The following is a 13156-nucleotide window of genomic DNA, read 5'->3' on the forward strand; positions in this document are numbered from 1 at the left end:
ATGAGAACGCTTGCCACAGCATGCCGACGCGGGCACCGGCGGGAAAATGGAAATTTCAGAAAGCCGCTATTAGCTCAGCGACTGGCCAGAGTTTGCTCCTGTTCTCGCAGGTAACTCAGCAGGGTTTGGACGGGGAGCCGGGCCGCCGCCTCGGATGAGCACGCGAGGCCGAAACGGCGATAAATCGGCGCAACGAGCGGCAGAGCGCAAACCCCAAGCGCGTCGGGCGGGATCACGGACGCGGGCATCAGCGCGACGCCCGTGCCTTCCCTGACCAGCGTCAATGCCGTTTGCCAATCGCTGACGGTGGCGCGGATATCGGCCAGCGCCAGGCCCGACTGCTGCGCCAAGCTTTGCGCATTCAGATCGCACCCGCCGGTCGCCAGGATAAAAGGCAGCCGGAACAGGGCATCCAGCGCCACCGGCCGCCGCGCTCGCGCCAGCGGATACGCGCTGGGCACGACCGCCAGCCAGGCATCCTCTCCCAAAGGGAAGCACTGCCGCTCCGGCGCCGGATTGAGCACCACGCCGATGTCTGCCGTCGCCGATGTTAACCAGCTCTCCACTTCGTGATCGGTGCCCTCGAGCGTAATCAGCTCAATGTCGGGGTACAGACGGCGAAATTTACGCAGCAGCGGCGGCAACAGCTTGCTGAATGCCGACGGGAAACTGGCCAGGCGTATTTTGCCCGCGTGTGCGTTGCCGGCTTGTTGCGCACACTGCTGAATGGCCCGCAGTGCTTCCAACATCGTGCGGGCATGGGCGACGATCTGCTGGCCGCTTTGGGTCAGGACGACATTGTGCGGTTGGCGCACCAAAAGCCGGGTGCTCAGCATTGTCTCCAGTTGAGCGATGGCCTGGCTGGCGGCAGACTGCGTCATACCGCAGATCGCCGCAGCCTGAGTGATGGTGCCGTTGTCGGCGACGGCAACCAGCAGGCGCCAGTGAAGAAGATTATGCATCGGCGTGCATCCTCTTGAGGAGCGAAGACAAAAAAAGCGGCTCGAGAGCCGCTTTTTGCTGGTGGCGAGAAAGTCTTAGCAGACTTCTGCGCCGGCGATGCCGTCCAGGTAACGCTCTGCGTCCAGCGCCGCCATACAGCCGGTGCCGGCGGAGGTGATCGCCTGGCGGTAAATGTGATCCATCACGTCGCCTGCGGCGAAGACGCCGGGGATGGTGGTTTGGGTCGCATTGCCGTGAATGCCGGACTGCACCTTGATGTAGCCGTTTTCCAGCTCCAGCTGGCCGCCGAAGATGCCGGTGTTCGGGCTGTGGCCGATGGCGATGAACACGCCGGCCAGTTCCAGTTCGCGGGTTTCGTTTTCCGCTTTGGTGCTGCGGATACGCACGCCGGTCACGCCCATTTCATCGCCCAGCACTTCGTCCAGCGTATGGTCGGTGTGCAGCACGATATTGCCGCTTTTCACTTTTTCCATCAGCCGGTCGATCAGGATCTTCTCCGAACGGAAGCTGTCGCGGCGGTGGATCAGGTGAACCTCGGCGGCGATATTGGACAGGTACAGCGCTTCTTCAACGGCGGTGTTGCCGCCGCCGACCACGGCGACTTTCTGGTTGCGGTAGAAGAAACCGTCGCAGGTCGCACAGGCGGAAACGCCTTTACCCTTGAACGCGTCTTCGGAAGGCAGGCCAAGGTAGCGGGCGGAGGCGCCGGTTGCGATGATCAGCGCGTCGCAGCTGTATTCACCGCTGTCGCCGAACAGGCGGAACGGACGCTGCTGCAGATCGACGCTGTTGATGTGATCGAAGACGATTTCAGTCTGGAACTTCTCCGCATGCTCGCGCATGCGCTCCATCAGCGCCGGGCCGGTCAGGCCTTCGGCGTCGCCCGGCCAGTTTTCCACTTCGGTGGTGGTGGTCAGCTGGCCGCCTTGTTCCATACCGGTGATCAGCACCGGGCTCAGGTTGGCGCGCGCCGCGTAAACGGCGGCGGTGTAACCGGCCGGGCCGGAGCCCAGAATCAGTAATTTGCTATGTTTAGCCGTGCCCATGAATAACCTCTTTATTCCACAATGGCGGACAATGGAACCGATTGTAGGGAAAATGGCGCAGTAAAAAAAGCGCCGGGCGACGTTGTTAACGATTTGTATGATAGTTGTCGCCTATTAATGCACCCGCTGTCGGCAAATCGTACGCTGAACGCAGAAATTTACCTTATCAAAGCCGCATTCGGCTGCCGAATCGCCAACCGCGCAAAAACGGCGCATTCTGCGACTTCAGCCGCTCCCTGCCGGGGTTTATCTGCCAGCGATTCATAACCAAAAATGGGATGCAGACTTTTCGTGACGGTACGTTGTTCTGATTTTGCTTCTTTTACTTTGACAATCCGCTGCGCATTTGCGAAAACATCATAGGAAGAAGAAATTATCCCCGTAACACCAGCAAATCGTACGTATTTGCGCCGCGAGGCGGCAATGCGCGGTGGATGTGCGGAGCAGGGCGCGCAAGCGTTTGCAGATTTTTTCTCGACCTAAACGTCGTTACCGGCGTCGCGCGGGGTTGGACAGACAGGCTGCGCGGCGTGGAATGATGGTAGTGAAGAAGCATATGACAGGCATCGGGTCTTCGCTTGGAACGAACCCTTACACATTGACGTTGGCTAGGGTGTGGCAAGTGCACGGAAGAAAATAAGAGAGACAATAATAATGGCAGACAACAAGAAACGCCCGGGTAAAGATCTTGACCGTATCGACCGCAACATCCTGAATGAGCTGCAGAAGGATGGGCGTATTTCGAACGTCGAGCTTTCGAAGCGCGTGGGGTTATCCCCGACACCATGTTTAGAACGCGTGCGCCGTCTCGAGCGCCAGGGTTTCATTCATGGCTATACCGCATTGCTCAACCCGCATTATCTGGATGCGTCCCTGCTGGTTTTCGTGGAGATCACGCTGAACCGCGGCGCGCCGGATGTGTTTGAGCAATTCAACTCGGCAGTGCAGAAGCTTGAAGAAATTCAGGAGTGTCATCTGGTTTCCGGCGATTTCGACTACCTGTTGAAAACCCGCGTACCGGACATGTCGGCTTACCGCAAACTGTTGGGTGAAACCTTGCTGCGTTTGCCGGGGGTCAACGACACCCGTACCTACGTAGTGATGGAAGAAGTGAAACAGAGTAACCGTCTGGTTATCAAAACACGGTAAGGTGCAGGTGCAAAACCTGATTAAATTGGTTACACTCCTGTTTATTCATACAGTTTCGGCGCCGGGGAAGCTTCTCGGCGCTGTTGCTATGTCAGCTAACAGGAACCTGGAGAGCCTTTCTTGAGCCAGGAATATACAGAAGATAAAGAAGTTACCCTGAAAAGACTCAGCAGTGGCCGGCGTTTGCTGGAAGCTGTGCTTATCGTGGTAGCGATTTTTGCCGTTTACCTCATGGCTGCGCTGGTCAGCTTCAACCCGTCTGACCCAAGCTGGTCACAGACCGCATGGCATGAGCCGATTCACAATTTGGGCGGCGGTGTTGGGGCCTGGTTGGCCGACACGCTGTTCTTCACCTTCGGGGTGCTCGCCTACGCGATACCGCCGATCATGCTGGTCCTGTGCTGGGCGGCCTATCGCCAGCGCGGCAACAGAGACTACATCGACTATTTCGCGCTCTCCCTGCGCCTGATCGGCACCCTGGCGTTAGTGCTTACCTCCTGTGGGTTGGCGGCGCTGAACGTTGACGATCTCTATTACTTCGCTTCCGGTGGCGTGCTCGGCAGCCTGCTGAGCAACGCCATGTTGCCGTGGTTCAACGGCATCGGCGCCACGCTGGCGCTGCTGTGCGTGTGGGCGGCGGGGCTGACGCTGTTTACCGGCTGGTCCTGGCTGGTGATCGCCGAGAAGATCGGCGGTGCTGTGCTGGGCGTCGCGACGGTGATGACCAACCGCTCGCGCCGCGAAGAGCGCTATTTCGAGGATGACGAACGTTACGTTGACGACGAGCCTGAGCAGGCAGGGAAGGGGGCCGCCGCCGCGGTTGCCACCAGCGCCGCGGCCGCCGATGACGACGTGCTGTTCTCCGCGCCTTCGGTCACCGAAAGCGCCAAAGAGGCGGCGGAAGACGCCGCCGATCCGTTGCTCAGCGGCCTGCGAGCCGACGATGGTGAGGTTGAAGCCGACGCCGCGCCAATCGCGCCGGCGGCTTCGCCTGCACCGGCGGTGACGGCAGAGATCCACGAGCCCGTTGCCGCACCGATCGCCACACAGGCGCCGTCGGTAACGGTGGCGCCGGCCGCGCCGACCTCGGTCAATCAGCACCCGGTGAGCGCCCCGGCGCAAGACGCCACGCCGCCGCTGTATTCCTTCGAAATCCCGGAAGAAACGCCTGCGCCTAAGGCGACGCGTCCCGTCGACCCTTATCGGGACGACGATGAGCCGCGCCTGGGCAATTGGCAAGAGCCGGCTGCGCCGCAGCCGCCGGCGCGTTCTCCCTTTGATTTTACTGCCGCGCAGCGCGACAGTGCCGACGTCAGCGGAGCGGGTGGTTTCAGCGCCACCGGCGCCAAGCCACAGCTGGATACGGCAGCCGCTGCCGCTGCGGGCGCCGCAGCGGCGACCTTCATGCCGGCTTTCACGGCCACCAGCGACGGCAATCCGCAGGTTAAACAGGGCATCGGCCCTGAGCTGCCTCGGCCGAATCCGGTACGTATTCCGACGCGCCGCGAGCTGGCTTCTTACGGCATCAAGCTGCCTTCGCAGCGTGCGGCCGAGCAGGAACAGCGCCAGGCCGAGGTGGAGCCTCAGCAGCCGACGGCGGTGAGCCCGCAGGAAGAAGAGGCGCTGCAGGAAGCGGCGCTGCGTCAGGCGTTTGCCGAGCAGCAAAGCCAACGCTACGGCGAAAGTTACGCGCCGGAGCAAGATGACGAGAGCGCCCTGCAGGAAGCCGAGCTGAGCAAGGCGTTTGCCGAACAGCAGAGCCAACGTTACGGCGAAGGTTATCAACAGAACGACGAAGAGGCGCTGCAAGAGGCCGCGCTGCGCCAGGCGTTCGCCGAGCAGCAGCAGGCGCGTTACGGCCAGCAAGAACCGGCCCCGCAGGCGCCGGCTGCCAGTCCGGTCGATACCCGCAATGCTTTCAGCTTCTCGCCGATGGCGGATTTAGTGGACGATGGCCCGAGCGAGCCGATGTTCACGCTGTCCCCGCAGCTTGAAGAGCGCATTGAACAGCAAAGCGAGCAAGAGGACGACGTGCCGTTCGGCCAGTTTGAGCCTGCGGCGCCGGTTGCCCAACCTCAGCAACCGCACTCGCAGCCTCAACAGTACCAACAGCCGCAGCAACAGCAGTATCAACAGCCGTCGCAGCCGCAATATCAGCAGCCCCAGCAACCGGTGCAGCAGCCGCCTCAGCAAACTCAGGCCGAGCAACATCCGGCGATGGACAGCTTGATTCACCCGTTCCTGATGCGTAACGATCAGCCGCTGCAGAAGCCGACCACGCCGCTGCCGACGCTGGATCTGCTGACCGAAGCGCCGAAAGAGGTGGAGCCGGTCGACTCCTTCGCGCTGGAACAGAAGGCGCGCCTGGTGGAGGCCAGCCTGGCCGATTACCGCGTGAAAGCCGATGTGGTGGACATCCTGCCGGGGCCGGTCATCACCCGCTTCGAGCTGGATCTGGCGCCGGGCGTTAAAGCGGCGCGTATTTCCAACCTGTCGCGCGATCTGGCGCGCTCGCTGTCGACTTCGGCGGTGCGCGTGGTGGAAGTGATCCCCGGCAAGCCTTACGTCGGTCTGGAGCTGCCGAATGCCAAGCGGCAGACGGTGTACCTGCGCGAAGTGCTGGATTGCCCGGCCTTCCGTGACAACCCGTCGCCGCTGTCCATCGTATTGGGTAAGGACATCTCCGGCGAGCCGGTGGTGGCCGATCTGGGTAAAATGCCGCACTTGCTGGTCGCCGGTACCACCGGTTCCGGTAAGTCGGTCGGGGTCAACGCCATGATCCTGAGCATCCTGTATAAAGCCACGCCGAAAGAAGTGCGCTTTATCATGATCGACCCGAAAATGCTGGAGCTGTCGGTTTACGAAGGCATTCCGCACCTGTTGACCGATGTGGTCACCGACATGAAAGACGCCGCCAATGCGCTGCGTTGGTGCGTGGGTGAAATGGAACGCCGCTACAAGCTGATGTCTGCCCTGGGCGTGCGTAACCTGGCTGGCTACAACGAGCGAGTCGATCAGGCCGAAGCGATGGGGCGCCCGATCCCGGATCCGTTCTGGAAGCCGACCGACAGCATGGACATCACGCCGCCGGTATTGGAGAAAGAGCCGTACATCGTAGTGATGGTCGACGAATTCGCCGATCTGATCATGACGGTCGGCAAGAAGGTCGAAGAGTTGATCGCTCGCCTGGCGCAGAAAGCGCGTGCGGCGGGTATCCACCTGGTGCTGGCGACCCAGCGTCCGTCGGTGGATGTGATCACGGGTCTTATCAAGGCCAACATCCCGACGCGTATCGCCTTTACCGTGTCGAGCAAAATCGACTCCCGCACCATCCTCGATCAGGGGGGCGCCGAGTCCTTGCTGGGTATGGGTGACATGCTCTATCTGGCGCCGAACTCCTCGATTCCGGTGCGCGTACATGGCGCATTCGTGCGCGATCAGGAAGTGCACGCGGTGGTCAAGGATTGGAAAGCGCGCGAGCGGCCCCAATATAAAGAGGGCATTCTTAGCGGCGGCGAAGACGGCGAGGGCGGTGCCGGCGGCGGTATGGACGGTGACGAAGAGCTGGATCCGTTGTTTGACCAGGCGGTGGATTTCGTGGTGGATAAACGCCGTGCCTCCATCTCCGGCGTGCAGCGCCAGTTCCGCATCGGTTATAACCGCGCGGCGCGCATCATCGAACAGATGGAAGCGCAGGGCATCGTCAGCGAGCAGGGGCACAACGGCAACCGCGAGGTGCTGGCGCCGCCTCGGCACGATTGATGGTCGTTTAGCCATTGCAATTCAATAAGAAAGGGCCGCTTAAGCGGCCCTTGTGCAAAGAAGCGTAAACCCGTTTCTTCTCGGAACATTGGCCTACCGGCCGATCGCCGGCTTCGGGTAAAGTAAGCGGGTAAAGGGTTGATTTGACCCGCACGGCGTCGCCCTGCGGTTAACGCATTTCATAAGGTATCTGGAATAATGAAAAAACTGTTAGTTGCCTGCTGTCTGCTTTCGGGATTCGCTTCTACCTCCGTGCTGGCCGATGCCGCGCAGGATCTGCAAAGTCGCCTGGCGAAGGTGAACAGTTTCCACGCCAGCTTCTCACAAACCGTGACCAGCGCCGACGGCGCCGCGGTGCAACAGGGGGAAGGCGAGCTGTGGGTGAAGCGGCCAAACCTGTTCAACTGGCATATGACGTCGCCTGATGAGAGCGTGCTGGTCTCCGATGGCCAGACCCTGTGGTTCTATAACCCGTTCGTCGAGCAGGTGACGGCGACCTGGCTGAAGAACGCCACCGGCAATACGCCGTTTATGCTGATCACCCGCAATAATGCCAGCGACTGGAAACAGTACAACGTGAAGCAAAAGGGCGATGATTTCGAGCTGACGCCGAAGTCCGCCAGCGGCAACCTGAAGCAGTTCGCCATCAGCGTGACCAACAGCGGTACCATTCGCAGCTTCGCTGCGGTGGAGCAGGATGGCCAGCGCAGTTCCTACACGCTGAAAAGCCAGCAGAACGTCGCCGCCGATCCGGCCAAATTCAAATTTACCCCGCCGAAGGGGGTGACGCTGGACGACCAGCGCCAGTGAGGTGCAAGTGAGTAATAATCTGTCGCTCGATTTTTCCCAGAACGAGTTCCAGCCGTTGGCCGCGCGTATGCGGCCGACCACGCTGGCGCAGTATATCGGCCAGCAGCACCTGTTGGCCGCCGGCAAGCCGCTGCCGCGCGCCATCGAGGCCGGGCAGCTGCACTCGATGATTTTATGGGGGCCGCCGGGCACCGGGAAGACGACGCTGGCAGAGCTGATCGGCCGTTACGGCCAGGCAGATGTCGAACGGATCTCCGCCGTGACCTCCGGTATCAAGGAGATCCGCGAGGCGATCGAGCGGGCGCGGCAAAATCGCGACGCCGGCCGCCGCACCATCCTGTTCGTCGACGAAGTGCACCGCTTCAATAAGAGCCAGCAGGACGCTTTCCTGCCGCACATTGAAGACGGCACCATCACCTTTATCGGTGCCACCACCGAAAATCCGTCGTTCGAGCTGAACTCGGCGCTGTTGTCTCGCGCCCGCGTTTATCTGCTGAAGGCGCTGACCGCCGAAGATATCGGCCAGGTGCTGGATCAGGCGATGGGCGACAAGGCGCGCGGTTTTGGTGCCCAGAATATCGAGCTGCCGGCGGAAACGCGCCGCCTGCTGTCGGAGCTGGTGGGCGGCGACGCGCGCCGGGCGCTGAACAGCTTGGAAATGATGGCGGACATGGCGGAGTTAGACGCCAAAGGCGTGCGGGTGCTGACACCGGAGCTGCTGAAAGAGGTGTCGGGCGAACGCAGCGCGCGCTTCGACAACAAGGGCGACCGTTATTACGACCTGATTTCCGCGCTGCATAAATCGGTGCGCGGCTCGGCGCCGGACGCCGCGCTGTACTGGTATGCGCGCATCATTACCGCCGGCGGCGATCCGCTCTATGTGGCCCGCCGTCTGCTGGCGATTGCCTCTGAAGACGTGGGTAACGCCGATCCGCGCGGCATGCAGGTGGCGATCGCCGCCTGGGATTGCTTCACCCGCGTGGGGCCGGCGGAGGGCGAGCGCGCCATCGCGCAGGCGATCGTTTATCTCGCCTGCGCGCCGAAGAGCAACGCGGTCTACACCGCGTTCAAGGCCGCCATGCGCGACGCCAAAGAGCAGGCCGATTATGACGTGCCGGAGCACCTGCGCAACGCGCCGACCAAGCTGATGAAAGAGATGGGGCTGGGGGCGGAGTACCGTTACGCCCACGACGAACCCAACGCCTACGCCGCCGGCGAGAACTATTTCCCGCCTGAAATGGCCCATACGCGCTACTATCAACCGACCTCGCGCGGGCTGGAAGGGAAAATCGGCGAAAAGTTGGCATGGCTGGCTGAGCAGGATCAAAATAGCCCGACAAAACGCTACCGCTAGCGAGGCCGTTGCGGTAAGGTTAGCGGGTATCACTCTTCTTTTATGCGGCTATAAATCAGCCGCATAGAACAACAACACTTCTTTCAATAACAACAAGCACAGGATTAGCATGCTCGATCCCAATCTGCTGCGTAATGAGCTAGACGCAGTCGCCGTCAAACTGGCTCGCCGAGGCTTTAAACTCGATCTGGATCTGCTGCGTTCGCAGGAAGAACGCCGCAAAGTTCTGCAGGTAGAAACTGAAACGCTGCAAGCGGAACGCAACTCCCGATCGAAATCCATCGGCGCGGCCAAAGCGCGTGGGGAAGACATCGAGCCGCTGCGTCGCGAAGTGAACGAGCTGGGTGACAAGCTGGATGCCGCCAAGGCGGCGCTGGATGCGCTGCAGAGCGAGATCCGCGATTACGCCCTGACGCTGCCTAACCTGCCGGACGACGCCGTGCCGGATGGTAAAGACGACAGCGAAAACCTGGAAGTGACCCGCTGGGGCGAACCGCGCCAGTACGACTTCGCGGTGCGCGATCACGTCGATCTGGGTGAAATGGCCGGCGGGCTGGATTTTGCCGCTGCGGTTAAGCTGACCGGTTCGCGCTTCGTGGTGATGAAAGGGCAAATCGCCCGCATGCACCGCGCGCTGTCCCAGTTCATGCTGGATCTGCACACCGAGCAGCACGGCTACCTGGAGGCCTACGTGCCTTACCTGGTCAACCACGCCACGCTGTACGGTACTGGCCAGCTGCCGAAGTTCGGCGAAGATCTGTTCCATACCCGTCCGCTGGAAGAAGAAGCCGACAGCAGCAACTATGCGCTGATCCCAACGGCGGAAGTGCCGCTGACCAACCTGGTGCGCGACGAGATCGTGGAAGAGGAATCTCTGCCGCTGAAAATGACCGCACACACGCCATGCTTCCGTGCGGAAGCCGGTTCTTACGGCCGTGACACCCGCGGTTTGATCCGCATGCACCAGTTCGACAAGGTCGAGATGGTGCAGATCGTTCGTCCGGAAGATTCGATGGATGCCCTGGAAGAGCTGACCGGCCACGCGGAAAAAGTGCTGCAGCTGCTGAACCTGCCTTACCGCAAGGTGCTGCTGTGCACCGGCGATATGGGCTTCGGCGCGTGCAAGACTTACGATCTGGAAGTGTGGCTGCCGGCGCAGGATACCTACCGCGAAATCTCGTCCTGCTCCAACATGTGGGACTTCCAGGCACGCCGCATGCAGGCGCGCTGCCGCAGCAAAGCCGACAAGAAGCCGCGTCTGGTTCACACCCTGAACGGCTCCGGCCTGGCGGTTGGCCGTACGCTGGTGGCGGTGCTGGAAAACTACCAGCAGGCCGACGGCCGCATTCAAGTACCTGAAGTGCTGCGTCCATATATGGGCGGCCTGGAATACATCGGCTAAACGACAAACCACGAAAAAAGCGCCTGCGGGCGCTTTTTTTATGCCGAGAGTTCAGCCCGTCGCCAGCGTATAAGCCTGTTGAATGTAGTCCGCCAGATGCTTGCTTTTCACCTCGTCGGGCGAGTGGAGCTTGATGTGCCGCCGATACTGGCCGTTGCCTTCGAGCTGGAGATAACGATCTTCCAATCGGTAGCCGTGGCCGAACTCCACCGTGACGTGGTGGCGATAGGCGAAAACGCCGCAGAAAAATTGGCTATGCGAGAACATGATGCCGCCGTATTTGACCGATTCGGTGACGCCGTTGCCGCTCGCCGCAGCGATCCGCCGCACCTGCTGCACAATAGCCAGCAGGTCACCTTGCGTACTGCCGATGTCCGCCAGCAGGGCCTCTACCGCCGCATCATTTGCCTGACTCATCTTGCCTCTTTGTCGTCAAATTCGCTCTGCGCTGAGCATAGCGCTTTTTCAGCCAGTTAGCCGGAAACAAATCGTGCGGTGGAATGATAAGAGGCGATTGACTTTTTTATCGCCAGTGGCATGATGCGCGCACTCTCATTGCGCGTTCGGTCACAATTTCACTATGTCCGCATACTCCCGCCCAGTGCTCTTATTGCTCTGCGGTCTCTTGCTGCTCACGGTATCCATTGCCGTTTTGAATACGCTCGTGCCTCTTTGGTTAACCCATGCTCAGCTGTCGACCTGGCAGGTGGGAATGGTCAGCTCCTCTTATTTCAGCGGCAACCTGTTGGGCACGCTGGTGGCGGGCAAACTGATCCAGCGCGTCGGCTTTACCCGCAGCTATCATCTTTCTTGTCTGGTGTTCGCCGCCGCGACCGCCGGCATGGTGCTGTCGATCGATTTTTGGAGCTGGCTGGGCTGGCGCTTCTTCGCCGGCGTCGGCTGCGCCTGGATTTGGGTGATCGTGGAAAGCGCGCTGTTGCGCAGCGGCAATCTCAGCAACCGCGGCCAGCTGCTGGCGGCCTATATGATTGTCTATTACCTCGGTACGGTGACCGGCCAATTGCTGTTGAGCATGACCTCGACGGAATTGCTGCACGTGGTGCCGTGGGTGACTGCCATCGTGATCAGCGCGATGTTGCCGATGCTGTTTGCGCGGGTCAACCGCCATGAAGACGAGCCGCAGCAGGCGGCGGTGTGGACAATGCTGAGACGCCGCAGCGCGCGCCTCGGCATCAATGGCTGCATCATTTCCGGCATCGTGCTCGGTTCGCTGTACGGCCTGATGCCGCTGTACCTCTCCCATCAGGGCATGAGCGACGCCAACGTCGGTTACTGGATGGCGCTGCTGGTCAGCTCAGGCATCGTCGGCCAGTGGCCGGTCGGGCGGCTGGCCGATCGTTACGGGCGCCTGCTGGTGCTGCGCATTCAGGTGTTCGTGGTGATCCTCGCCAGCGTAGCGATGCTCGGCAACTACGCCATGGCGCCTTCGCTGTTCATCCTCGGCTGCGCCGGCTTTACCCTGTACCCGGTGGCGATGTCCTGGGCCTGCGAGAAGGCGCTACCGCACGAGTTGGTGGCGATGAACCAGGCACTGCTGATGAGTTACACCATCGGCAGCCTGCTGGGCCCGTCGATGACGGCGCTGCTGATGCAAAACTACTCCGATCGCGTGCTGTTCGTGATGATCGCCGCCGTGGCGCTGGTTTACCTGCTGATGCTGCTGAAGAAGCAGAAGCCGGATCACCATCACACGCCGTTCGCCGCCGCCTGAGCATAAAAAAACCGGCTATGAGCCGGTTTTTCTTTGGCGCTGCGCCAATCAGTAAATGACTTTGTGGCCGTAGCTTTCCAGGATGCCTTTGACGCGATCCATGGTCTCGGCCTTCGGCGGATGAACGCCGTCCAGCTTGTACTCTTCCCCCATCGCCACCCATTTGTGCTTGCCCAGCTCGTGGTAGGGCAGCAGCTCGATTTTCTCGATGTTGGTCATGTCTTTGGTGAACTCGCCCAGCAGGTGCGCCGACTTATCGTCGTCTGACCAACCCGGCACCACCACGTAGCGGATCCAGGTGCGCTGATTGCGTTTCGCCAGGTAGCGGGCGAATTCCAGCGTGCGGTGGTTGGAGACGCCGACCAGGTTCTGGTGGATCTCGTCATTCATCTGTTTCAGGTCCAGCATCACCAGATCGGTGGTGTCCAGCAGCTCGTCGATCACCGGATCGTAGCGGCGCACGAAGCCATTGGTGTCCAGGCAGGTATTGATGCCTTCGGCGTGGCAGGCGCGGAACCAGTCGCGCACGAATTCAGCCTGCAGGATCGCCTCGCCGCCGGACGCGGTCACGCCGCCGCCGGAGGCGTTCATGAAGTGGCGGTAGGCCACCGCGTCTTTCATCAGCTCTTCGACGGTCACTTCTTTGCCGCCGTGGGTATCCCAGGTGTCGCGGTTATGGCAATAGAGGCAGCGCATCAGGCAGCCCTGGAAGAAGACGATAAAGCGGATCCCGGGCCCGTCGACGGTGCCGCAGGATTCGAAGGAGTGGATGCGACCAGTTACTGACATTGCGGGGTTTTCTCCAATATTGACTGTCAAACGCAGTCTAAAAATAGGCGCGTGGCCGCCGGCCAGGTATCTGCGATGCAGTGGCGGGGTGAGCCCGCCACCGGGGGTAATGATGCCTGTCGGCCGGTCAGTTGCCGGATAACTGTTTT

Annotated in this window: 10 protein-coding genes; 6 read left to right on the plus strand and 4 right to left on the minus strand. The window is 60.9% G+C overall.

Going from position 1 to position 13156, the window contains the following annotated elements; translation table 11 throughout:
• Positions 1–74 precede the first annotated feature (74 nt).
• Both QOL81_RS11120 and trxB read right to left on the minus strand, forming a co-directional pair.
• Positions 75–962, minus strand: coding sequence for a LysR family transcriptional regulator (locus tag QOL81_RS11120; protein WP_060421725.1), 888 nt, complete (start codon positions 960–962; stop codon positions 75–77).
• 75 nt (positions 963–1037) lie between these two features.
• A complete protein-coding gene (gene trxB / locus QOL81_RS11125) occupies positions 1038–2009 on the minus strand; it encodes a thioredoxin-disulfide reductase (RefSeq protein ID WP_047727946.1) in 972 nt (323 codons plus the stop codon).
• 654 nt (positions 2010–2663) lie between these two features.
• Here trxB and lrp point away from each other — a divergent pair.
• The 5 genes from lrp (at position 2664) to serS (ending at position 10486) form a co-directional block, all read left to right on the plus strand.
• Positions 2664–3158 carry a leucine-responsive transcriptional regulator Lrp gene (lrp, locus tag QOL81_RS11130; protein ID WP_004928318.1) on the plus strand — a complete coding sequence of 165 codons (495 nt, stop codon included), beginning with the start codon at positions 2664–2666 and terminating at the stop codon, positions 3156–3158.
• 120 nt (positions 3159–3278) lie between these two features.
• The gene (locus QOL81_RS11135; protein WP_060421728.1) at positions 3279–6920 is read left to right on the plus strand and encodes a DNA translocase FtsK 4TM domain-containing protein; all 3642 of its coding nucleotides are present in this window, start codon (positions 3279–3281) and stop codon (positions 6918–6920) included.
• A gap of 198 nt (positions 6921–7118) precedes the next feature.
• Positions 7119–7730, plus strand: coding sequence for an outer membrane lipoprotein periplasmic chaperone LolA (gene lolA, locus QOL81_RS11140; RefSeq protein WP_019454555.1), 612 nt, complete (start codon positions 7119–7121; stop codon positions 7728–7730).
• A gap of 67 nt (positions 7731–7797) precedes the next feature.
• Entirely contained in the window at positions 7798–9084 is a 1287-nt protein-coding gene (locus QOL81_RS11145; RefSeq protein ID WP_060440717.1) for a replication-associated recombination protein A, read from the plus strand.
• A gap of 109 nt (positions 9085–9193) precedes the next feature.
• A complete protein-coding gene (serS, locus tag QOL81_RS11150; protein WP_038880767.1) occupies positions 9194–10486 on the plus strand; it encodes a serine--tRNA ligase in 1293 nt (430 codons plus the stop codon).
• 51 nt (positions 10487–10537) lie between these two features.
• Here serS and QOL81_RS11155 read toward each other — a convergent pair whose 3' ends face one another.
• Positions 10538–10903, minus strand: coding sequence for a DUF1801 domain-containing protein (locus QOL81_RS11155; RefSeq protein ID WP_060421731.1), 366 nt, complete (start codon positions 10901–10903; stop codon positions 10538–10540).
• Positions 10904–11066: 163 nt separating this feature from the next.
• On the opposite strand from QOL81_RS11155, the gene QOL81_RS11160 reads away from it, so the two are divergent.
• On the plus strand, positions 11067–12218 hold the full coding sequence (locus tag QOL81_RS11160) for an MFS transporter (RefSeq protein WP_033637849.1): 1152 nt from the start codon (positions 11067–11069) through the stop codon (positions 12216–12218).
• Between the two features lie 48 nt (positions 12219–12266).
• Here the strand turns inward: QOL81_RS11160 and pflA are convergent, their stop codons facing one another.
• Positions 12267–13007 carry a pyruvate formate lyase 1-activating protein gene (pflA, locus tag QOL81_RS11165; RefSeq protein WP_015377324.1) on the minus strand — a complete coding sequence of 247 codons (741 nt, stop codon included), beginning with the start codon at positions 13005–13007 and terminating at the stop codon, positions 12267–12269.
• Positions 13008–13156: the final 149 nt, after the last annotated feature.

This window comes from Serratia sp. CC22-02 (genome assembly GCF_900182895.1).
Classification (GTDB): domain Bacteria; phylum Pseudomonadota; class Gammaproteobacteria; order Enterobacterales; family Enterobacteriaceae; genus Serratia; species Serratia nevei.

Bases quoted from the DNA above. Each gene is read 5' to 3' on its own strand.
- lrp (WP_004928318.1), top strand. From the start codon at position 2,664: ATGGCAGACAACAAGAAACGCCCGGGTAAAGATCTTGACCGTATCGAC.
- QOL81_RS11155 (WP_060421731.1), bottom strand. From the start codon at position 10,903: ATGAGTCAGGCAAATGATGCGGCGGTAGAGGCCCTGCTGGCGGACATC.
- QOL81_RS11160 (WP_033637849.1), top strand. From the start codon at position 11,067: ATGTCCGCATACTCCCGCCCAGTGCTCTTATTGCTCTGCGGTCTCTTG.
- serS (WP_038880767.1), top strand. From the start codon at position 9,194: ATGCTCGATCCCAATCTGCTGCGTAATGAGCTAGACGCAGTCGCCGTC.
- QOL81_RS11120 (WP_060421725.1), bottom strand. From the start codon at position 962: ATGCATAATCTTCTTCACTGGCGCCTGCTGGTTGCCGTCGCCGACAAC.
- QOL81_RS11145 (WP_060440717.1), top strand. From the start codon at position 7,798: ATGCGGCCGACCACGCTGGCGCAGTATATCGGCCAGCAGCACCTGTTG.
- trxB (WP_047727946.1), bottom strand. From the start codon at position 2,009: ATGGGCACGGCTAAACATAGCAAATTACTGATTCTGGGCTCCGGCCCG.
- lolA (WP_019454555.1), top strand. From the start codon at position 7,119: ATGAAAAAACTGTTAGTTGCCTGCTGTCTGCTTTCGGGATTCGCTTCT.
- pflA (WP_015377324.1), bottom strand. From the start codon at position 13,007: ATGTCAGTAACTGGTCGCATCCACTCCTTCGAATCCTGCGGCACCGTC.